The organism is Streptomyces sp. NPDC043996, assembly GCF_056435225.1.
Window position 1 is genome coordinate 411,061 of sequence record NZ_JBWKEY010000002.1, and the last position, 25,049, is coordinate 436,109.

Here is a 25,049-nt window from a genome sequence, read left to right on the forward strand (position 1 = left end):
GACCCTTCAGATGTGTTCATGAGCTCAGGACCTACCGAGTTCTTCATCGAGCGGCGCGAGGTTCTTCGTCGAGCGACGGAGGTTCTTCGTCGAGCGGCGCGAGGTTCTTCGTCGAACGACGTGAGGTTCTTCGTCGAGCGGCGCGAGCGGCTGGTGCTCAGGAGTTGCCGAGTTGTTCGTCGAGCAGCGCGAGCAGCTCGTCCGCCGTCGCCGTGCGCGCGTCCGTGGTGGACTCGGCGGGCTCCGTGCGGGTGTGCGCTTCGTCCCAGCTGGACAGCAGCGCACGGAGTCGGGTGCTGACGGCGGCGCTCTGCTCGCCGTCGGGCGTCAGGAGGGACAGTGCGGACTCAAGGCGGTCCAGCTCCGCGTCGATGGTCGGCGCGCCGCCTCCCGGCAGCGCTTCGAGTACGTGCGCGGCGAGCGCGGCCGGTGTGGGGTGGTCGAAGACGAGCGTGGCGGACAGGCTGAGGCCGGTGGCCACGTTCAGGAGGTTGCGGAACTCGACGGAGGTGAGCGAGTCGAAGCCGAGTTCCTGGAACGCCCGGCCCGGCTCCACCAGTTTGGTGCCGTCGTGGCCGAGTACGGCCGCCGCGTGCTCCCGGACCAGGTCGAGGACGGCGCGTTCGCGCTCCGCCCCGGACAGCGCGGTGAGCTGGTCCTTCAGGTCGGCGGGCGCCGCCGCGTCGGTGGCCTTCTGGGCGCCGTGGGTGCCGCGCAGCTCCCGCAGGAGCGGGCTCGGCCGCACCGCGGTGAAGGCGGCGCCGAAGAGGTCCCAGTCGATGTCCGCCACCAGTGCCATCGGCGCGCCGTGGCGGATGGCCCGGTCGAGGGCGGCGACGGCCCGCTCCGGTGCCATCGGGGACAGGCCCCGGCGGCGCAGGGCGTCGCCGAGCGGCCCTTCGGCCATGCCGCCGCCGTCCCACGGCCCCCAGGCGACGGCGGTGGCGGGCAGGCCCGCCGCCGCGCGCCGTTCCGCGAGCGCTTCGAGGTAGGTGTTGGCGGCCGCGTAGTTGCCCTGGCCTGACCCGCCCATCGTGCCCGACAGGGAGGAGAACATCACGAACGCGGACAGCTCCAGGTCGCGGGTCAGCTCGTCCAGGTTGATCGCGGCGTCGACCTTCGGCCGCAGTACGGCGTGGAGCCGGTCCGGGGTGAGCGCGGAGAGCACGCCGTCGTCGAGGACTCCCGCCGCGTGCACGACCGCGGTGAGCGGGAACTCGGCGGGCACCGAGGCCAGCAGCTCCGCAAGGGCGTCCCGGTCGGTGACGTCGCAGGCGGCGATGGTGACGCGGGCGCCGAGCGCGGTCAGCTCCGCGCGCAGCTCGTCGGCGCCGTCGGCGGCGGGGCCGCGCCTGCTGGTCAGCAGCAGATGCTCGGCGCCCTTGGCGATCAGCCACCGGGCGACGTGTCCGCCGAGCGCGCCGGTGCCGCCGGTGACGAGGACCGTGCCGCTGGGGTTCCAGTCTCCGACGCGGCCCGAGGACGCCGGTACGAGCCTGCGGGCGAGCACTCCGCTGGCACGCAGCGCCACTTGGTCCTCCCCCGTCGTGCCGGACAGGACACCGGCGAGGCGGGCGCCGGTGCGCTCGTCCATGGTGTCGGGCAGGGTGTCGGGCAGGTCGACGAGGCCGCCCCAGCGTTCGGGGTGTTCGAGGCCGACGACCCGGCCGAGTCCCCACACCATCGCCTGGTCGGGGCTTGTGGACGTGTCGGAGCCACCGGTCGTGACGGCGTTGCGGGTCGCGCACCACAGCGGTGCGGCGAGTCCAGTGTCGCCGAGGGCCTGGACGAGGGCGAGGGTCGCCGCCAGGCCGCCGGACGGCAGCGCGGAGTCGAGCGCGAACAGCGACAGTACGCCCGTGACGGGCTCGTCGGTCGCCATGCGGCCGGTCAACGCCGCGCGGTCCACGGCGTCGCCGGTCCTGACCGGCAGCACGCGCGCGCCGTACTTGCCCAGGGCGGCGGCGACGGCTTCCTCACCGGCGCCGTCCCTGCTGACCACGAGCCAGGTACCCGTGAGCGCCGGGGTGGGTTCGCTCACCGGCTGCCAGGCCACGCCGTAGCGCCAGCTGTCGGCGGCGGAGTTCGCCGCCTGTTCGCGCCGCCACGACGTGAGGCGGGGCAGCACCGCGCCGATCGGGTCGTCGGGGGACACGGCCAGCTCGTCCGCGAGTTCACCGAGGTCGCCGTCCGCGACGGCCGCCCAGAACCGCGCGTCGACGGCCCCGGAGACGTCGCCCGATGGGGCCTCGGCCAGCGTCGGCCAGAACCTCTCGCGCTGGAAGGCGTAGGTGGGCAGGTCGAGGTGCTCGCCACCGGTGGTCAGGTCGGTCCAGTCGACGGTGACGCCGAGCACGTGCAGTCGGCCCGCGGCCGTGGCCAGTTCGAGCGCTTCGGGGCGGTCGTTCCGCAGCGCGGGCACGAACGCGGCGTCGGGCGCGGTCTCCTGGCCCAGTGCCGAGAGCGTGCCACCGGGACCGATCTCCAGGAACACGTCAGCGCCCTGTTCGCGCAGCGTGCCGATGGCGTCGGCGAACCGCACGGCTTCCCGCACGTGCCGCACCCAGTACTCCGGGGAGCCCAGTTCCTGCGGGGTCGCCGGTGCGCCGGTCAGGGTAGACACGATCGGGATGGCGGGCGCGTCGTACGACACGCCTTCCAGCACGCGGCGGAAGTCGTCGAGCATGGGCTCCATGAGCGGCGAGTGGAAGGCGTGGCTGACGCGGAGCCGCGACACCTTCCTGCCCGCGGCGCGCCAGCGTTCGGCGAGGGCCTCCACTTCGGCGGCGACGCCCGAGACGACCACCGAGGTCGGTCCGTTCACCGCGGCGATGCCGACGGTGTCGGTCAGCTCCGGCAGGATCTCGGCCTCGGTGGCCTGGATCGCGGCCATCGCGCCGCCCGCGGGCAGCGCCTGCATCAGCGCGCCGCGCGCCGACACGACCTTCACCGCATCCGCGAGGGACCACACGCCCGCGACGTGGGCGGCGGCCAACTCACCGATCGAATGCCCGGCGAGTACGTCGGGACGCACACCCCAGGACTCCAGGAGCCGGAACAGCGCGACCTCGACGGCGAACAGCGCGGGCTGCGTCACCCCCGTCTCGTTCAGGGCCTCGGCATTCTCCTCCTCGTGCTCACCGAACAGCACCTCACGCACGCGCGGGTCGACCTCCGCGAGGACCGCGTCCATCGCGTCGGCGAACACCGGGAAGCGGCCGTACAGTTCGCGTCCCATGCCGAGGCGCTGGGCGCCCTGTCCGGAGAACAGGAAGGCCAGGCGGTGCCCGGTGGCGGCGCCGGAGACGAGGCCGCTCGCGGTCCGCCCGTCGGCGAGCGCCTTGAGGGCCGTGAGCTGCGCTTCGCGGTCCTGGCCGACGACGACCGCCCGGTGGCCGAGGGCGGCTCGTGCCGCCGCGAGCGTGGTGGCGATGTCGAGCGGGTGCAGCTCCGGGTGCGCCACGAGGTGGGCGTGCAGCCGTTCGGCCTGCGCCCGCAGCGCGTCGTCGCCCCGGCCCGACACCAGGAGCGGCGGCACGGACGTGTCCGGGACGGCCTTCGGCGCGGCGGCCCCGGTGGCCGGGGCCTGCTCGATGATGGCGTGCGCGTTGGTGCCGCTGAACCCGAAGGACGACACGGCGAACCTGCGCGGCCGGTCCGTCTCCGGCCAGGGCCGGGCCTCGGTGAGGAGTTCGATGTCGCCGGCCGACCAGTCGACCTGCGGGGTCGGCCCCTCGACGTTCAGGGTCCGGGGCAGTACGCCGTTGCGCATCGCCATCACCATCTTGATGACGCCCGCCACACCGGCGGCGGCCTGCGTGTGACCGATGTTGGACTTCAGCGACCCCAGCCACAGCGGCCGGTCCTCGTCGCGGTCCTGCCCGTACGTGGCGAGCAGGGCCTGCGCCTCGATCGGGTCGCCGAGCCTGGTGCCCGTACCGTGCGCCTCCATCGCGTCGACGTCGGCCGACGCGAGACCGGCGCTGGCGAGCGCCTGGCGGATGACGCGCTGCTGCGCGGGCCCGTTGGGGGCGGTGAGGCCGTTGGACGCGCCGTCCTGGTTGACGGCCGAGCCGCGGAGGACCGCGAGGACGTGGTGTCCGTTGCGCCGGGCGTCCGAGAGCCGTTCCAGTACGAGCATGCCGACGCCCTCGCCCCAGCCGGTGCCGTCCGCGTCCGACGAGAAGGACTTGCACCGGCCGTCGGCGGACAGGCCGCGCTGGCGGCTGAAGTCCAGGAACGCGCCCGGCGTCGACATCACCGTCACGCCGCCCGCCAGGGCCAGCGAGCACTCGCCCGACCGCAGCGCCTGCGCGGCGAGGTGCATCGCCACCAGCGACGACGAGCACGCGGTGTCCACGGTCACGGCCGGGCCCTCAAGGCCGAACGTGTACGAGAGACGACCGGCCATGACGCTCGCCGCGTTGCCCGTGCCGACGTATCCCTCGACGCTCTCCTGGCTGCCCGCCAGCAAGCTGACGTAGTCCTGGAGGCTGGTACCGGCGAAGACTCCGATGTCGCGGCCCCGCACCGAGTCCGGGTCGACACCGGCACGTTCGAAGGCCTCCCAGGAGGTTTCCAGGAGGAGCCGCTGCTGCGGGTCCATGGCGAGGGCCTCGCGCGGCGAGATCCCGAAGAACGCCGGGTCGAAGAGGTCGGCGTCGTACAGGAAGCCGCCCTCACGGGTGTAGGAGGTGCCCACGTGCGCGGGGTCCGGGTGGTACAGGGCGTCCAGGTCCCAGCCTCGGTTCGCGGGGAACTCGCTGATGGCGTCGACCTCGTCGCGCACGAGCCGCCACAGGTCCTCCGGGGAGCGGACGCCGCCGGGGTAGCGGCAGCTCATGCCGACGATCGCGATCGGGTCGTCGGCCACGGCCACGGTCATGACCGTGTGCGCCGATGCCATGGCGGCGGGCTCGCCCGCCAGCTCGGCACCGAGGTACGCGACGAGCGCGGCGGGCGTCGGGTAGTCGAAGACCAGCGTCGCGGGCAGACGCAGCTCGGTGGCCGTGTTGAGCCGGTCGCGGAACTCGACGGCGGTCAGCGAGTCGAAGCCGAGCTCCTTGAACGCACGGTCAGGCGCGACGGCGTTCGCCGAGCTGTGACCGAGCACCACGGCGACATGCCCGAGGACGAGGTCGAGCAGCGTCTTCTCCCGCTCCACGGCGGTCAGCCCCGCCAGCGACCGCGTAAGGGCCGACCCGGCGACAGCCCCGGACGCGGCGGTCCTGCGCACGGTGCTCCGCACCAGGCCCCGCAGCAGATGCGGCACCGGCTGGGTGCGCGCCTGCCGCCGCAGCGCGGGCAGATCGAGCGGTACGGGCGCCAGCAGCGCGCGCCCGGTCGAGCCCGCCGCGTCGAACAGCGCCAGACCTTCGGCCGGGCTCAGCGGGAGCGTGCCGTCACCGGTCGGCCGCACGTCGGCACCGGTCACCGCACCGCCTGTCTCCCACGGGCCCCAGGCCAGCGAGGTCGCGGCGAGGCCGGATGCCTGACGGTGCTGCGCGAGCGCGTCCAGGAACGCGTTCGCGGCCGCGTAGTTGCCCTGACCCGGGCCGCCGAACACACCGGCGGCGGACGAGAACATCACGAAGGCGGAGAGGTTCGAGTCCTGGGTCAGCTCGTGCAGATGCCAGGCCGCGTCCGCCTTCGGACGGAAGGCGGAGTCGATCCGGTCGGGGGTCAGTGAACCGATCACTCCGTCGTCCAGCACACCGGCGGTGTGCACGACGGCGGTGATGGGGTGCTCGGCCAGCAGAGCGGCCAGCGCGTCCCGGTCGGCCACATCACACGCCGCCAGGACCACGTCGGCGCCCTGCGCGGCCAGGTCCTCCCGCAGTTCCTCGGCGCCTTCGGCCTCGGGGCCGCTCGTGCTGAGCAGGAGCAGGCTGCGCACGCCTCGTTCGGCGACCAGATGCCGGGCGACGAGACCGCCCAGGGTGCCCGTCGCACCGGTGACCAGCACCGCACCCGCACCGAAGCCCGGGTCATCGACGACGGACCGCTCGGCCCGAGCCAGACGCGGAGCACTCACGGCCCCGGAACGCACCGCCAACTGCGGCTCACCAGAGGCCAGTACAGAAGGCAACGCATTGACCGAGACGGCCTCTTCGCCGTCCCCTTCGCCTTCGCCGTCGCCTTCGCCTTCGCCTTCGTCTGCGTCGAGGTCGACGAGGACGATCCGGTCGGGGTTCTCCGACTGCGCCGAGCGCACCAGACCCCACACCGCCGCCTGCGCGAGGTCGCGCACAGCCTCGCCGTCCGTGGCGGGGACCGCTCCCCTGGTCACGATGACCAGCCGCGTCCCGTCAAACCGCCCATCGCCAAGCCACGTCTGGACCGCGTTCAGCGCCCAGTGAGCCGCCTCGTGCGCGTTGGTGGCCGGGTCGTCGAGGTCCGTGGCCGGGCACGACAGCACGACGAAGTCGGGCAGTTCCGCCGATGGCGACTGGGCCAGTTCCTCCAGGACCGTGATCCACCGCGTCGTCGGGACGTCGCCCTCCGACGGGGACACCGGCACCCAGTCGACGCCGTACAGCGCCTCCCGGTCCTGCCGCGAGCGTGTCGCCGAGGCAGCGCGCAGTACCAGCGAGTCGATCGTGGCCACCGGGGCACCGGAACCGTCGGCGACCGTCAGGGCCACCGCGTCCGGTCCCGTGGGCGCGAGCCGCACCCGCAGCATGGTCGCGCCGGACGCGTGCAGACGTACCCCCGACCAGGAGAACGGCAGCTTGCCGGGAGCGTCGGCCTCACTCGTGAGCCCGGTGGCATGCAGTGCGGCCTCCAACAGCGCCGGGTGCAGACCGAACCCGTCGGCCTTCACGCCCTCGGGCAGCGCGACCTCGGCGAACACCTCACCGCTCTTGCGCCACGCGGCCCGCAGCCCTTGGAACACGGGCCCGTAGGCGAAGCCGCCGTCGGACATGTGGCCGTAGAGGCCGTCCAGGTCCACGGCCTCGGCCTGGGCGGGCGGCCACTGGTCCAGGGACGTCCCAGCGGAGCGGCCTCCCGTGCCCAGGACGCCGGTGGCGTGCCGGGTCCACGGCTGGTCGTCGCCCGTGCTGGAGTGGAAGGTCAGCTCACGCCTACCAGCGGCGTCCTCGGCACCGACCCACACCTGCACCCGTACCGCACCACTCTCCGGCAGCACGAGCGGCGCCTCCAGCGTCAGCTCCTCCACCAGGTCACACCCGACCTGGTCACCCGCACGCACCGCAAGGTCCACGAACGCCGCACCCGGCAGCAACACCGAACCCTGAACCACGGACTCAGCCAGCCACGGGTGCGTCTGGACCGACAGACGACCGGTCAGGAGTACGCCGTCCGTGCCGCCGATGACAACGGACGCGCCGAGCAGCGGGTGCTCCGCCGCACCGAGCCCCGCCGCCGAGACATCACCGGCCAACGGCAGCACCTCAGGCCAGAACCGCTCACGCTGGAACGCGTACGTCGGCAGGTCGACCCGCCGCGCGCCACGACCCCCGAGGAACGCTTCCCAGTCCACCCGCACCCCGTGCGCGTGCAGCTGCCCCGCCGCCGCCGTGACGGCCACCGTCTCCGGCCGGTCACCACGCAGTACGGGTACGAAGACCGCGTCCGGCGCGGACTCCCGGCCAAGCGCGGACAGCGTGCCGCCCGGGCCGACCTCGACGAACGCGGTCACGCCGTCGTTCGCGAGGGTGCCGACGGCGTCGGCGAACCGCACCGACTCGCGCACGTGGCGCACCCAGTACTCCGGCGAGGCGAGTTCCTCGGCGGTGGCCCGGGCTCCGGTCAGCGTGGACACGATGGGGAGCGCGGGCGTTTCGTACGACACCTCTTCCAGCACGCGGCGGAAGTCGTCGAACATCGGGTCCATCAGCGGCGAGTGGAAGGCGTGGCTGACGCGGAGTCGCGTCACCTTCCGGCCCGCCTCGCGCCAGCGCTCGCCAACAGCCTCCACATCAGCGGCCACACCAGAGACGACCACCGACGACGGCCCATTCACCGCCGCGATCCCGACGGTCTCCGGAAGCTCCGCCGCGACCTCATCCTCCGTCGCCTGGATCGCCACCATCGCGCCGCCCGTGGGCAGTGCCTGCATCAGCGCGCCGCGCGCCGACACGACCTTGGCGGCGTCCGCGAGGGACCACACACCGGAGACATGGGCGGCGGCCAGCTCGCCGATGGAGTGCCCGGCGAGTACGTCGGCACGTACACCCCAGGACTCAAGGAGCCGGAACAGCGCCACCTCGACCGCGAACAGCGCGGGCTGCGTCACCCCCGTCTCATTCAGCGCGTCGGCGTCGTCGCCGAACAGCACTTCCCGGACCTCAGGTGCCAGGAAGTCCAGCACCTCGTCCAGCTTTTCCGCGAACACCGGGAAACGGTTGGCCAGTTCACGCCCCATGCCGAGGCGCTGCGAACCCTGACCCGAGAACAGGAAACCCACCCGGTGCGAGGCGGCCTCACCCTTCACGACGCCCGGTTCCTCGCGTCCCTCGGCGAGCGCGGTCAGCGCCGACAGGAACGCGGCGGGCTCGGCGGCGACGACCACCGCGCGGTGCTCCAGGGCCGCGCGCGAAGACACCAGCGCATGGCTCACGTCCGACACGGACAGATCCGGCGCCTCGTCCAGGAAGGACTTCAGCCGCGCTGCCTGCTCGCGCAGTGCCTCGGGGCTCTTGGCCGACAGCGGCCACGGGAGGACCGTCCCGACGGGCAACGGCTCCGGCGTCTCCTCACGCTGGGTCACGGGGGCCTGCTCGATGACGGCGTGAGCGTTCGTACCGCTCACGCCGAACGCCGACACACCCGCCCGCCGCGCACGACCGGTCTCCGGCCACGGCCGGGACTCCGTGAGGAGCTCCACCGCACCCGCCGACCAGTCCACGTGCGACGACGGCTCGTCGACATGCAGCGTCTGCGGCAGCACACCATGCCGCATCGCCATCACCATCTTGATCACGCCCGCCACACCAGCGGCGGCCTGCGTGTGACCGATGTTCGACTTCAGCGACCCCAGCCACAGCGGCTGGCCTTCGGGCCGGTCCTGGCCGTACGTAGCGAGCAGCGCCTGTGCCTCGATCGGATCGCCCAGCTTGGTGCCCGTACCGTGCGCCTCCATCGCGTCCACGTCCGCCGGGGCGAGGCCCGCGCTGGCGAGCGCCTGACGGATGACGCGCTGCTGCGCGGGGCCGTTCGGGGCGGTGAGGCCGTTGGACGCGCCGTCCTGGTTGACGGCCGAGCCACGGATCACGGCGAGGACCTGGTGGCCGTTGCGCTGCGCGTCCGACAGGCGCTCCACGAGGAGCATGCCGACGCCTTCGCCCCAGCCGGTGCCGTCGGCACCGTCGGCGAACGCCTTGACACGGCCGTCCGCCGCGAGGCCGCGCTGGCGGCTGAACTCGATGAACGCACCCGGCGTCGACATCACCGTCACACCACCGACGAGCGCCAGTTCGCACTCCCCGTTGTGCAGCGCCTGGCTCGCCCAGTGCAGCGCGACCAGGGACGACGAGCACGCGGTGTCCACCGTCACGGCCGGGCCCTCAAGGCCGAACGTGTACGACAGACGGCCGGAGATGACGCTCGCCGCGTTGCCGGTGCCCGCGTAGCCTTCGACGCTCTCTTGGGCGGCCATCAGCAGCGCCGCGTAGTCCTGGCCGTTGGTACCGACGAACACGCCGGAACGGCTGCCCCGCAGTGAATTCGGGTCGATGCCCGCCCGCTCGAAGGCCTCCCAGGAGGTTTCCAGGAGGAGCCGCTGCTGCGGGTCCATGGCGAGGGCCTCGCGCGGCGAGATCCCGAAGAACGCCGGGTCGAAGTCCGCCACACGCTCAAGGAAGGCACCCATACGGCTGTACGTGGTGCCCGACTGATCAGAGTCCGGGTCGTACAGCGAGTCCAGGTCCCAGCCCCGGTCGTTCGGGAACTCCGACACCGCGTCGCGGCCCTCGGCCAGCAGTCGCCACAGGTCCTCGGGCGATGCGACCCCGCCGGGGAACCGGCAGCTCATGCCCACGATCGCGAGCGGTTCGTCGGACACGGCCATGGCCGTGTGGGTCGAGGACGTGGCGGCGGGTTCGCCTGCCAGCTCGGCGCCGAGGTACGCCACGAGTGCGGCGGGCGTCGGGTAGTCGAAGACCAGCGTGGCGGGCAGGGCCAACTCGGTGGCCGCGTTGAGCCGGTTGCGCAGTTCGACGGAGCTGAGCGAGTCGAAGCCGAGCTCCTTGAACGCACGGTCAGGCGCGACGGCGTTCGCCGAGCTGTGCCCCAGGACCACGGCGACATGGCCGAGCACGAGGTCGAGCAGCGTCTTCTCCCGCTCCGCGGCGGTCAGCCCCGCCAGCGACCGCGCCAGCGCCGACCCGGCGACAGCCCCGGACGCGGCAGTCCTACGTGCCGTGCTCCGCACCAGGCCCCGCAGCAGATGCGGGACCGGCTGCGTACGTGCGTGGCGGCGTAGCGCGGGCAGATCGAGCGGTACGGGTGCCAGGAGCGCACGCCCGGTCGAGCCCGCCGCGTCGAACAGCGCCAGGCCCTCGGCCGCGCCCAGCGGGAGCACACCGCCCCTGGCCATCCGCCGCGCGTCGGCGTCGTCGAGGCTGCCCGCCATGCCGCCGCCCGTGGCCCACAGGCCCCAGGCCAGCGAGGTCGCGGCGAGGCCGGATGCCCGGCGGTGCTGCGCGAGCGCGTCCAGGAACGCGTTCGCAGCCGCGTAGTTGCCCTGGCCCGGGCCGCCGAAGACACCGGCGGCGGAGGAGAACATCACGAAGGCGGACAGGTCCAAGTCCTGCGTCAGCTCGTGCAGATGCCAGGCCGCGTCCGCCTTCGGGCGGAAGACGGAGTCGATCCGCTCCGGGGTCAGCGAACCGATCACTCCGTCGTCCAGCACACCGGCGGTGTGCACCACGGCCGACACCTCATGCTCACCCAGCAGTGCGGCCAGGGCATCGCGGTCGGCCACATCACACGCCGCCAGCACGACATCGGCGCCCTGCGCGACCAGGTCCTCCCGCAACTCGGCCGCGCCCTCGGCCTCAGCGCCACGCCTGCTCACCAGGAGCAGGCTGCGCACACCTCGCTCGGCGACCAGATGCCGGGCGACCAGACCGCCCAGGGTGCCCGTCGCACCGGTGACCAGCACCGCACCCTCACCGAAGCCCGGGTCATCCACGACGGACCGCTTGGCCCGGGCCAGACGCGGCGCGCTGGCAGCACCCGCGCGCACTGCCAACTGCGGCTCACCAGACGTCAGTACAGAAGGCATCGCATCGACCGATGCCGCGTTCTCGTCCAGGTCGACGAGGACGATCCGGTCGGGGTTCTCCGACTGCGCCGAGCGCACCAGACCCCACACCGCCGCCTGCGCCAGGTCACGCACAGCCTCGCCGTCCGTGGCGGCAACCGCTCCCCTGGTCACGATGACCAGCCGCGTCCCGTCAAACCGCCCATCGCCAAGCCACGTCTGGACCGCGTTCAGCGCCCAGTGCGCCGCCTGGTGCGCGCTGGTGGCCTGGTCGTCGCGGGCCGTGACCGGGCACGACAGGGCCACGAAGTCAGACGGTTCCGCCGCCGACTCCGCCAGCTCGCCCAGATCCGTGGTCCACACGACCACCGGCACATCACCATCGGACACAGGCACCGGCACCGGCACCGGCACCCAGTCGACGCCGAACAGCGCCTCCCCGTCCTGCCGCGACGGCGTCGCCGACGCGGGCCGCAGCAGCAGTGAGTCGACTGTGGCCACGGGGGCACCAGCCCCGTCCGCGACGGTCAGGGCCACCGCGTCCGAGCCCGTAGACGAAACCCGCACCCGCAGCACCATCGCACCCGACGCGTGCAGCCGCACACCCGACCAGGAGAACGGCACGTTCCCGTCCACCGCCTCAGCCCCACCCAAAAGCACGGCGGCATGCAGCGCGGACTCCAACAGCGCCGGGTGCAGGCCGAACCCGTCGGCCTTCACGCCCTCCGGCAGCGCGACCTCGGCGAACACCTCATCACCACTGCGCCACGCGGCCCGCAGCCCCTGGAACACCGGCCCATAGCCGAGCCCCCCGTCCGCAAGCCCGTCGTAGAACCCCTCCAGGTCCACCACCTCGGCCTGGGCGGGCGGCCACTGGTCGAGGGAATCCCCAGTACGTCCACCCACACCCAGCACACCGGTGGCGTGCCGGGTCCACGTCTGGTCATCGCCCGTGCTGGAGTGGAAGGTCAGCTCACGCCTGCCAGCGGCGTCCTCGGCACCGACCCACACCTGCACCCGTACCGCACCACTCTCCGGCAGCACGAGCGGCGCCTCCAGCGTCAGCTCCTCCACCAGGTCACACCCGACCTGGTCACCCGCACGCACCGCAAGGTCCACGAACGCCGCACCCGGCAGCAACACCGCACCCTGAACCACGGATTCAGCCAGCCAGGGATGCGTCTGAACCGACAGACGACCAGTCAGCAGCACACCGTCCGAACCGCCGAGAGTAACCGTCGCGCCCAACAGCGGATGCTCCGCCGCGCCGAGCCCGGCCGCCGCGACATCACCGGCCAGCGGCGACGCGTCGAGCCAGAAGCGCTCGTGCTGGAAGGCGTACGTCGGCAGGTCGACCCGCCGGGCCCCGCTGCCCGCGAAGTAGGCGGCCCAGTCCACCTGGGTGCCCCGCAGGTACGCCTCCGCGATGGCGGAGGTCAGCGCGGACTCCTCCGGGCGGTCGGCCCGCAGCGCCGGAATGAACCCGGCGTCGGGCGCGGACTCCTGGCCCAGTGCCGACAGCGTTCCGCCCGGCCCGACCTCGACGAACGTGCCGACTCCCTCCGCGACCAGGGTGCTCACGGCGTCGGCGAACCGCACCGCCTCGCGCACATGGCGCACCCAGTACTCCACCGAAGCCAGCTCTTCGGCCGTGACCAACCGCCCCGTCAGCGTCGACACGATCGGAATCGCGGGCGCCTCGTACGACACGCTCTCAAGTACCGCGCGGAAGTCGTCGAGCATGGGGTCCATCAGCGGCGAGTGGAAGGCGTGACTGACGCGGAGTCGCGTCACCTTCCGCCCGGCCTCACGCCAGCGCTCGCCCACCACCTCCACATCAGCGGCGACACCAGAGATGACGATCGACGACGGCCCGTTCACCGCCGCGACCCCGACGGTCTCCGGCAGCTCCGCCGCGACCTCAGCCTCCGTCGCCTGGATCGCGACCATCGCACCGCCTGCGGGCAGCGCCTGCATCAGCGCACCCCGAGCCGACACCACCTTCACCGCGTCCGCCAGGGACCACACACCGGAGACATGCGCGGCGGCCAGCTCGCCAATCGAGTGTCCGGCCAGCACATCCGGCCGTATGCCCCACGACTCGAGCAGACGGAACAGCGCCACCTCGACCGCGAACAGCGCGGGCTGCGTCACCCCCGTCTCATTCAGCGCCTCAGCGTCCTCACCGAACAGCACCTCACGCACCTCGGGCGCCAAGAGCCCCAGCACCTCATCCAGTGCCTCGGCGAACACCGGGAAACGGCCCGCCAGTTCACGCCCCATACCGAGGCGCTGCGAGCCCTGACCCGAGAACAGGAAGCCGAGCAGCCCGGTGACGACAGAGCCCGTCACCACGCCCGCCGCCTGCCTGCCCTCAGCCAGCGCGGCCAGGGCAGTCAGCCGGTCCTCCGTACCCTCCGCCACGACGACCGCGCGCTGCTCCAGCGACGCCCGCGTCGTAGCGAGCGAGAACCCCACGTCCACGGGGTGCGCATCCACCGTGCCGGAGCGCAGCCGTTCGGCCTGCCCCCGCAGCGCTTCCACGCTCCGGGCCGAAAGGACCCACGGCACCAGCCCGCCGCCATGGACCGGCTCCGGAGCCGCTTCCTGCTCGGTCACGGGGGCCTGCTCGATGACGGCGTGCGCGTTCGTACCGCTCACGCCGAACGCCGACACACCCGCCCGCCGCGCACGACCAGTCTCCGGCCACGGCCGGGACTCCGTAAGCAGCTCCACCGCACCCGCCGACCAGTCCACGTGCGACGACGGCTCGTCGACATGCAGCGTCTGGGGCAGCACACCGTGCCGCATCGCCATCACCATCTTGATCACGCCCGCCACACCAGCAGCCGCCTGCGTGTGACCGATGTTCGACTTCACCGAACCCAGCCACAGCGGCTGGCCTTCGCGCCGGTCCTGGCCGTACGTAGCGAGCAGCGCCTGCGCCTCAATCGGATCGCCGAGCTTCGTACCGGTACCGTGCGCCTCCATCGCGTCCACGTCCGCCGGAGCGAGGCCCGCGCTGGCCAGCGCCTGACGAATGACGCGCTGCTGGGAGGGACCGTTGGGCGCGGTGAGGCCGTTGGACGCGCCGTCCTGATTCACGGCCGAGCCCCGTACGACAGCGAGGACCTGGTGGCCGTTGCGGCGGGCGTCCGAGAGCCGCTCCACGAGCAGCATGCCCACGCCCTCGCCCCAGCCGGTGCCGTCGGCACCGTCAGCGAACGCCTTGACACGGCCGTCCGAAGCAAGCCCGCGCTGGCGGCTGAACTCGATGAACGCTCCCGGCGTCGACATCACCGTCACACCGCCGACCAACGCCAGCTCACACTCGCCCTGGTGCAGCGCCTGCACCGCCAGGTGCAGGGCCACCAGCGACGACGAGCACGCGGTGTCCACGGTCACGGCCGGGCCCTCAAGGCCGAAGGTGTAGGAAAGACGGCCGGAGATGACGCTCGCCGAGATGCCGGTCCCCGCGTAGCCCTCGACGCTCTCCCGCGCGGCCATCAACAGCGCCGCGTAGTCCTGGCCGTTGGTGCCGACGAACACGCCGGAACGGCTGCCCCGCAGCGAGTCCGGGTCGATGCCCGCCCGCTCGAAGGCCTCCCAGGACGTTTCCAGGAGGAGGCGCTGCTGCGGGTCCATGGCGAGGGCCTCGCGGGGCGAGATCCCGAAGAAGCCCGCGTCGAACCCGCTCACACCCGACAGGAACGCACCCATGCGCGTGGACGACGTGCCCACGCCGTCGGCATCCGGGTTGTAGAGCGACTCCAGGTCCCAGCCACGGTCGTTCGGGAACTCCGACACCGCGTCGCGGCCCTCGGCCAGCAGTCGCCACAGGTCCTCGGGCGATGCGACCCCGCCGGGGAACCGGCAGCTCATGCCCACGATCGCGATCGGCTCGTCGGACACGGCCACCGCAGGACCGCTGTTCACGGCGTCGACCACCCCGCCCAGCATTTCGGCGCCGAGATGGGCCGCGAGTGCGGCGGGCGTCGGGTAGTCGAAGACCAGCGTGGCGGGCAGGGCCAACTCGGTGGCCGCGTTCAGGTGGTTGCGCAGTTCGACGGAGCTGAGCGAGTCGAAGCCGAGCTCCTTGAACGCACGGTCAGGCGCGACGGCGTTCGCCGAGCTGTGGCCCAGGACCACCGCGACATGGCCGAGCACGAGGTCGAGCAGGGTCTTCTCCCGCTCCGCGGCGGTCAGCCCCGCCAGCGACCGCGCCAGCGCCGACCCGGCGACAGCCCCGGACGCGGCAGTCCTGCGTGCCGTGCTCCGCACCAGGCCCCGCAGCAGATACGGGACCGGCTGAGTACGTGCGTGCCGTCGCAGCACGGTGAAGTCCAGCGGTACGGGTGCCAGCAGCGCGCGCCCGGTCGAGCCCGCCGCGTCGAACAGGGCCAGGCCCTGGGCAGGGGCCAGCGGAATCGCACCACCGCTGGTGATCCGGCGTACATCCCCGTCATCGAGGCTGCCCGCCATGCCACCGGCCGTCTCCCACAGACCCCACGCCAGCGAGGTCGCGGCGAGACCGGATGCCCGGCGGTGCTGCGCGAGCGCGTCCAGGAACGCGTTCGCGGCCGCGTAGTTGCCCTGACCCGCGCCACCGAACAAACCGGCGGTGGACGAGAACATCACGAACGCCGACAGGTCCAAGTCCTGGGTCAGCTCGTGCAGATGCCAGGCCGCATCCACCTTCGGACGGAACACGGAGTCGATCCGCTCGGCGGTCAGTGAACCGATCACACCGTCGTCCAGCACACCGGCGGTGTGCACCACAGCCGACACCTCATGCTCGGCCAGCAGCACGGCCAGCGCATCCCGGTCGGCCACATCACACGCCGCCAGCACCACATCGGCGCCCTGCGCGACCAGCTCCTCCCGCAACTCAGCCGCGCCCTCGGCCTCAGCGCCACGCCGACTGACCAGGAGCAGGCTCCGCACGCCTCGCTCGGCGACCAGATGCCGGGCGACCAGGCCACCCAGGGTGCCGGTCGCACCGGTGACCAGCACCGCACCCGCACCGAAGCCGGGGTCATCCACGACGGACCGCTCGGCCCGAGCCAGACGCGGAGCGCTGGCAGCACCCGCGCGCACCGCCAACTGCGGCTCATCCGCGGCCAGTACGGCAGGCAGCGCGTCGACCGAGGCGGCCTCCTCGTCCAGGTCGACGAGGACGATCCGGCCCGGGTTCTCCGACTGGGCGGACCGCACCAGGCCCCACACGGCGGCGTGCGCGAGGTTCCGCACGTCCTCCGCGTCGGTGGTGGCGACCGCTCCCCTGGTCAGGATCACCAGACGCGACGCGTCGTCCTGTCCGGCGCCAAGCCACGTCTGGACCACGGCAAGGGCCCAACGTGCCGCCTCATGCGCACCGGCGGCCGGGTCATCCGACGCCGTGACCGGGCACGACAGCAGCACGAAGTCGGACGGTTCCGCCGCCGACGGCTGAGCCAGTTCCTCCAGGTCGGCCCACCGCATCGGCCGCGTGTCGCCGCCGTCCGACGGGGACACCGGCGTCCAGTCGACGCCGAACAGGGCGTCATCGTGTGTGCCGTCGGCCACCCGCTCGAGCGCCAGCGGCCGCACCCGCAGCGAGTCGATCGTGGCCACCGGCGCACCGGCCCCGTCCGCGATCGCCACCGCGACCGCGTCCGAACCCGCGGGCGAAACCCGAACCCGCAGCACCGTCGCACCCGACGCGTGCAGCCGCACACCCGACCACGAGAACGGCAGCGCCCCGTCCACCGCGGCCTCACCCACGAACCCGGCAGCGTGCAGCGCCGCCTCCAACAGCGCCGGATGCAGACCAAACCCGTCCGCCTTCACCCCCTCCGGCAGCACGGCCTCAGCGAACGCCTCACCACCGTCAAGCCACACGGCCTCAAGCCCCTGGAACACCGGCCCATGACCAAGCCCGGCATCCGCAAGACCGTCGTAGAACCCCTCCAGGTCCACCGCCTCGGCCTTGGCGGGCGGCCACTCCACCAGAGAAGCCCCAGAACGCCCGCCCACAGCCAGCACACCGGTGGCGTGCCGAGTCAGCGAGCGGCCGTCGTCGATGTCGCCCGTACCGGAGTAGACGGTCAGTTCGCGCCTGCCGGACTCGTCGGCCGCGCCGACCCACACCTGCACCGGCACCGCACCGCCCTCGGGAAGGACGAGCGGCACCTCCAGCGTCAGTTCCTCCACCAGGTCACACCCGACCTGGTCGCCCGCGCGCACCGCCAGCTCGACGAACGCCGCGCCAGGCAGCACCACCGAACCCCGCACCACGAAGTCAGCCAGCCACGGATGCGACCGCACCGACAGACGACCGGTCAGCAGCACACCGTCCGTGTCTCCCACCGCGACGGTCGCGCCCAGCAGCGGATGTCCCAGCGCGCCGAGCCCGGCCGCCGAGACGTCACCGGCCAGCGGCAGCGTCTCCGGCCAGAACCGCTCACGCTGGAACGCGTACGTCGGCAGGTCCACCCGCCGCGCACCACGACCGGCGAAGAACGCTTCCCAGTCCACGCGCAGGCCCCACGTGCTCAGCTGGGCCACCGCGGCGACGAGTGCGGACTCTTCAGGGCGGTCCGTCCTCAGTACGGGTACGAAGGCCGCGTCCGGCGCGGACTGCTGGCCAAGGGCGGACAGCGTGCCGCCCGGGCCGACCTCCAGGAACGTCCGGACACCGTCAGCGGCGAGGGTGCTCACGGCGTCGGCGAACCGCACCGCCTCGCGCACGTGCCGCACCCAGTACTCCGGCGAGCACAGCTCTTCGGCGGTGGCCCGGGCGCCGGTCAGCGTGGACACGATGGGGAGCGCGGGGGCCTCGTACGACACGCCTTCCAGGACCTGGCGGAAGTCGGCGAGCATCGGGTCCATCAGCGGCGAGTGGAAGGCGTGGCTGACACGCAGCCGCGTCACCTTCCGGCCCGCCTCGCGCCAGCGCTCACCCACCGCCTCCGCATCAGCGGCGACACCTGAAATGACCACCGAAGACTGGCCGTTGACCGCCGCGATCCCTACGGTCTCCGGCAGCTCCGAGGCGACCTCATCCTCCGTCGCCTGGATCGCGACCATCGCACCGCCCGTGGGCAGCGCCTGCATCAGCCCAGCACGGGCCGACACCACCTTCACGGCGTCCGCCAGGGACCACACACCCGCCACATGCGCGGCCGCCAGCTCGCCGATCGAATGCCCGGCCAGCACATCCGGCCGTACACCCCACGACTCAAGCAGACGGAACAACGCCACCTCGACCGCGAAGAGCGCGGGCTGCGTCACGCCCGTCTCGTTCAGCGCGTCGGCGTCCTCGCCGAACAGCACCTCACGCACCTGCGGGGCCAGCAGGTCCAGTACCTCGTCCAGCGCGGCGGCGAACACCGGGAAACGGTCCGCCAGTTCACGCCCCATGCCCAGGCGCTGCGAACCCTGACCGGAGAACAGGAAACCCACCCGGCCAGGCTCATCGGCCACGCCCGTGACCACGGCACCGGACGTCTGCCCCTCGGCCAGCGCCGTCAGCGCGGCCAGGAATTCGGATCGCTCGGCGGCGACGACCACCGCACGGTGCTCCAGCGCGGCCCGTGATGTCGCGAGGGAGTAGGCGATGTCGACAGGGGTGTGCACGTCCACGAGGGCGAGCAGGCGCTCCGCCTGGCCGCGCAGCGCGTTCTCGTCGCCCGCCGAAAGCACCCACGGCACCAGACCGCCAGCACCCGCCGTCGGCTCCACGACCTCCGCCGGCTCCACCGACTCCGTCACCGGAGCCTGCTCCACGATCACGTGCGCGTTCGTACCGCTGAAGCCGAACGACGACACACCCGCCCGCCACGGGCGGTCCGCCGCAGGCCACGCGCGTTCATCGGCGAGCAGCTCCACCGCGCCCGCCGACCAGTCGACGTGCGGCGACGGCTCGTCCACGTGCAGCGTGCGGGGCAGTACTCCGTGGCGCATCGCCATGACCATCTTGATCACGCCCGCCACACCGGCAGCCGCCTGCGTGTGACCGATGTTCGACTTGATCGAGCCGAGCCACAGCGGCCGGTCGGCGTCCCGGTCCTGGCCGTACGTGGCGAGCAGGGCCTGCGCCTCGATCGGGTCGCCCAGCTTGGTGCCCGTACCGTGCGCCTCCACCGCGTCCACATCGGACGGAGTCAGACCTGCACTCGCCAGCGCCTGCCGGATCACCCGCTGCTGCGAGGGGCCATTCGGCGCGGTGAGGCCGTTGGACGCGCCGTCCTGGTTCACGGCGGAACCCCGTACGACAGCGAGGACCTGGTGGCCGTTGCGCTGCGCGTCCGACAGGCGCTCCACGAACAGCATGCCGACGCCCTCGCCCCAGCCGGTGCCATCGGCAGCGGCGGCGAACGCCTTGCACCGGCCGTCCACGGCCAGACCGCGCTGGCGGCTGAACTCGATGAACGAGCCCGGTGTCGACATCACCGTCACGCCGCCCGCGAGCGCCAGCGAGCACTCGCCCGACCGCAGCGCCTGCACGGCGAGATGCAGGGCGACCAGGGAAGACGAGCACGCCGTGTCCACCGTCACGGCCGGGCCCTCGAAGCCGAAGGTGTAGGAGAGGCGGCCGGAGGCCACGCTGGCCGCGTTGCCGGTCGCCGCGTAGCCGCCGACGTCCTCGGCGGCCCCGCCCAGTACGCGCCCGTAGTCCTGCATGTTCGAGCCGACGAACACACCGACGCGCTCACCGCGCAGGGAGTCCGGGTCGATGCCCGCCCGCTCGAGCACCTCCCAGGAGGTTTCCAGGAGGAGGCGCTGCTGCGGGTCCATCGCCAGGGCCTCGCGCGGGGAGATGCCGAAGAAGCCCGCGTCGAACCCGCTCACGCCGGAGAGGAACGCGCCCGACCGGGAGTAGGAAGTCCCCACCGAATCCGGGTCGGGGTCGTACAGCGCCTCCAGGTCCCAGCCACGGTCGGTCGGGAAGTCCGCGACCGCGTCGCCGCCCGACATCAGCACCTGCCACAGGTCCTCCGGGCTCGCCACACCGCCCGGGTAGCGGCAGGACATGGCCACGATCGCGATCGGCTCGTCCACCGCACCGGACGCGGCCACGGGGGCAGCGGGGGTGGCGGCGACCACGCCGGACAGTTCGGTGCGCAGGTACGCGGCGAGTTCGGCGGCGGTCGGGTAGTCGAAGACCAGGGTCGCGGGCAGGGCGACGCCTGTGGCTTCGCTGAGGCGGGAGCGCAGCTCGACCGCCGTCAGCGAGTCGAAGCCCAGGTCCTTGAAGGCACGCGTGGCGGAGAACGCGTCGGCCGACACATGGCCGAGGACCGCCGCAGCCTCGTAACGGACCAGCTCGGTCAGCTGCCGCTCCTGCTCCGCCTCGTCAAGCCCAGCGAGCCGCCGCGCCAGTTCCGACGAACCCTGCTCCGCCGCCGTGGCCTCGAACGCGGCGCGTACGGCGGGGAGTTCACTCAGCAGCGCGCTCGGGCGCTGCGCCATGAACGTACCCGCGAACCGCTCCCAGTCCACATCAGCGACCACGACGTTCCCGTCACCACGCTCCACCGCCGTGGCCAGACCCGCGATCGCCACAGCCGGAGCCATCGACGGCAGGCCAAGACGCTTCAGCTGCGCCGCAGCGCCCTGCCCGGCGTTCGCGACCATGCCGCCATCGGCCCACGGGCCCCACGCCACGGCCGTGGCGGGAAGGCCCGAAGCCCTGCGGTGCTCGGCCAGCGCGTCCAGGTAGGCGTTGGCAGCCGCGTACGCGCCCTGTCCACTGCTCCCCCACACACCAGCGATCGACGAGAACAGCACGAACGCGTCCAACGACGTGTCGGCGAGCAGCTCGTGCAGGTTCCGGGCGCCGTCGGCCTTCGCCGCCAGTACGTCAGCGAACTCACCCAGGTCGGACGGGTCTACGTCGGCGAGGGCGGCCGAACGCTCGACGCCCGCCGCGTGCACCACAGCGGTGAGCGGGAGCTCGGCGGGCACCGAGGCGAGTACGTCGGCGAGCGCGTCCCGGTCGGTGGTGTCGCAGGCCGCGATGGTGACGCGGGCGCCCAGTTCGGTCAGCTCCGTCAGCAGTTCCCGCGCGCCCTTGGCGTCGAGGCCTCGCCTGCTGGTCAGGAGCAGGTGCTCGGCGCCCTTGGCGGCCAGCCACCGGGCGACGTGTCCGCCGAGCGCACCGGTACCGCCGGTGACGAGCACCGTGCCGCGCGGCGTCCAGCCCTCGGCGGGGGCGTCACCCAAGGGCGCGGGTGCCAGCCTGCGGCCGAGGACCTCGCCGCCGCGTACAGCGACCTGGTCCTCGCCATTCGACCCGGCAAGCACCGAGGCCAGCAGATCACCCGTCGTCTCGTCGTCCTGCGCGTCCGGCAGATCGACCAGGCCGCCCCAGCGGCCGGGCTGTTCCAGCGCGGCCACCCGGCCCAGGCCCCACACCATCGACTGCTCGAACCCGGTCACCGCGTCGTCCGGGCCTGCCGCCACCGCGCCCGACGTCAGGCACCACAGCGGAGCCGACACGCCCGCTTCGTCCAACGCGCGCAGCAGCCCGATCGTGGCCACGACCCCCGCGGGGACGGCCGCAGCGCCCGCGTCCGCGAGCCCGAGGAGCGAGACCACACCGCTCAGAGCGGGCAGCTCGCACAGCCGCTCCGCCCAGTCGGCGGCCTGCGGGTCGACGTGCAGGACCCGTGCCTCCGCGCCGTTGCGGGTCAGCGCGTCGCGCACCCACTCGGCCCGCTCCTCGCCCACCGGCGCCACGACCAGCCAGGCGCCGTCAAGGCGGTGGGACCCGGCCGCCACCGGCCGCCACTCGACCCGGTACCGCCAGCCCTCCACGGCGGACAGCCCCTGCTGCTCCTTGCGCCAGGCGGAGAGGCGGGGCAGCACCGCGCTGAACGGGTCGTCGGACGACACGCCCAACGTGCGGGCGAGGTCGCCGAGTTCGCCCTCTTCCACGGTCTCCCAGAACCGCGCCTCCACCGGAGACATGTGCTCGGCGGTCTCGCCGACGGCCGGGGCGTCCAGCCAGTAGCGCTCCCGCTGGAAGGCGTACGTCGGCAGGTCGACACGTCGGGCTCCGCTGCCCGCGAAGTAGGCGGTCCAGTCGACGGCCACGCCGCGCGTGTGCAGCGCGGCGACCGTGGTGAGCAGGGCGGCCTCCTCGGCCCTGTCCGCGCGCAGCGCGGGCAGGAACACCGCGTCGGGCGCGCTGCCCAGGCCGAGAGCGGACAGCGTGCCGCCCGGGCCGACCTCGACGAACGCGGTCACGCCCTCGGCCCGCAGCGTGCTGACGGCGTCGGCGAACCGCACCGCCTCGCGCACATGCCGCACCCAGTACTCCGCCGACGCCAGCTCCTCCGCCGAAGCCGAACGGCCCGTCAGCGTCGACACGATGGGGATCGCGGGCGCCTCGTACGACACACCCTCAAGCACCTGGCGGAAGTCGTCGAGCATCGGGTCCATCAGCGGCGAGTGGAACGCATGGCTGACGCGCAGCTTGGTGACCTTACGGCCCGCGTCGCGCCAGCGCTCGCCCACCGCCTCCACATCAGCGGCCACACCAGAGACGACCACCGAGTTCGGGCCGTTCACCGCCGCGATCCCTACCGTCTCCGGCAGCTCCGGGGCGACCTCATCCTCCGTCGCCTGGATCGCCACCATCGCACCGCCCTCAGGCAGCGCCTGCATCAGCCCAGCACGGGCCGACACCACCCTCACCGCATCAGCCAGGGACCAGACGCCCGCCACATGCGCGGCCGCCAGCTCGCCGATCGAGTGACCGGCCAGCATGTCCGGCCGTACACCCCACGACTCAAGCAGACGGAACAACGCCACCTCGACCGCGAACAACGCGGGCTGCGTCACCCCGGTCTCGTTCAGCGCGTCGGCGTCCTCACCGAACAGCACTTCACGCACCTCGGGCGCCAGGAGGACCAGTACCTCCTCCAGGGCTTCGGCGAACACCGGGAAACGGTCCGCCAGTTCACGCCCCATGCCTAGGCGCTGCGAGCCCTGGCCCGAGAACAGGAAGCCGAGCAGCCCGGTGGTGGCGGAGCCCGTCACCACGCCCGCCGCCTGCCTGCCCTCAGCCAGCGCGGCCAGGGCAGTCAGCCGGTCCTCAGCGCCCTCCGCTACGACGACCGCGCGCTGCTCCAGCGACGCCCGCGTCGTCGCGAGCGAGAAGCCCACATCCACGGGGTCCAAGGCAGCGGCTTCCGAGCGCAGCCGCTCGGCCTGCTCCCTGAGCGCTTCCGTGGTCCGGGCCGAAAGGACCCACGGCACGAGTCCGCCCGGCGCGGACGCCACGGCGGGAGTCGGCTGGTCGGGCTCCTGGTCGGGTTCCGGGGCGGGCTCCGGGGCCTGTTCGATGACGGTGTGCGCGTTGGTGCCGCTCACGCCGAACGACGACACGCCCGCCCGCCGCGCGCGGCCGGTCTCCGGCCACGGCCGGGACTCCGTAAGGAGCTCCACCGCACCCGCCGACCAGTCCACGTGCGACGACGGCTCGTCCACGTGGAGCGTGCGGGGCAGGACGCCGTGGCGCATCGCCATGACCATCTTGATGATGCCCGCCACGCCGGCGGCGGCCTGCGTGTGACCGATGTTGGACTTGACCGAGCCGAGCCACAGCGGCCGGTCGGCGTCGCGGTCCTGGCCGTACGTGGCGAGCAGGGCCTGGGCCTCGATCGGGTCGCCGAGCCGCGTTCCGGTGCCGTGCGCCTCGACCGCGTCCACGTCGGCGGGGGCGAGGCCCGCGCTGGCCAGGGCCTGGCGGACGACGCGCTGCTGGGACGGGCCGTTCGGGGCCGTCAGGCCGTTGGACGCGCCGTCCTGGTTGACCGCCGAGCCACGGACCACCGCGAGCACCTGGTGGCCGTTACGCTGGGCGTCGGAGAGCCGCTCGACGAGGAGCATGCCGACGCCCTCGCCCCAGCCGGTGCCGTCGGCGCCGTCGGCGAAGGCCTTGCAGCGGCCGTCCGGGGCGAGGCCGCGCTGGCGGCTGAACTCGATGAACGAACCCGGCGTCGACATCACCGTCACACCGCCGACGAGCGCCAGTTCACACTCGCCCTTGTGCAGCGACTGCACCGCCAGGTGCAGCGCCACCAGCGACGACGAGCACGCCGTGTCGACGGTCACGGCCGGGCCTTCGAGGCCGAAGGTGTAGGAGAGGCGGCCGGAGATGACGCTCGCGGAGATGCCCGTGCCCGCGTAGCCCTCGACCGTCTCCTGCGCGGCCACCAGCAGCTGGGCGTAGTCCTGGCCGTTGGTGCCGACGAACACGCCGGAGCGGCTGCCCCGCAGCGAGTCGGGGTCGATGCCAGCGCGTTCGAACACCTCCCAGGAGGTTTCCAGGAGGAGGCGCTGCTGCGGGTCCATGGCGAGGGCCTCGCGGGGCGAGATGCCGAAGAAGTCCGCGTCGAACTCCATCGCGTCGTGCAGGAATCCGCCTTCGCGGGCGTAGGTGGTGCCCGAGTGGCCGGGGTCCGCGTCGTACAGCGACTCCACGTCCCAGCCCCGCTCGGCGGGGAACCCGGATACGGCGTCCGCGCCGGACTCGACAAGACTCCACAGGCGGTCGGGCGAGTTCGCCCCGCCGGGGAAGCGGCAGCTCATGCCGACGATCGCGATCGGCTCGCTGGCCTTCTCCTCGACCTCGCGCAGCCGTTGCTTGGTCTGCCGCAGGTCGGCGGTCAGGCGCTTCAAGTAGTCGAGGACCTTGTCGTCGTTCGACATGTGCGTGCTACCCCTTTGTGGGTGTGAGTCCGTACCCGTGTGGATGGGAGTCCGTGCGGTGTTGTCCGGGGACAGCCCGGGACGGCTGGGATGGATGCCAGCCGTGACGGCTGAGGTG

General features: G+C 72.8%; 1 protein-coding gene. It reads right to left on the bottom strand.

What is annotated here, in order from left to right; all coding sequences use genetic code 11:
- Positions 1–157: 157 nt before the first annotated feature.
- The gene (locus tag AC07A4_RS06130) at positions 158–24,931 is read right to left on the bottom strand and encodes a type I polyketide synthase (protein ID WP_478593639.1); all 24,774 of its coding nucleotides are present in this window, start codon (positions 24,929–24,931) and stop codon (positions 158–160) included.
- Positions 24,932–25,049 lie beyond the last annotated feature (118 nt).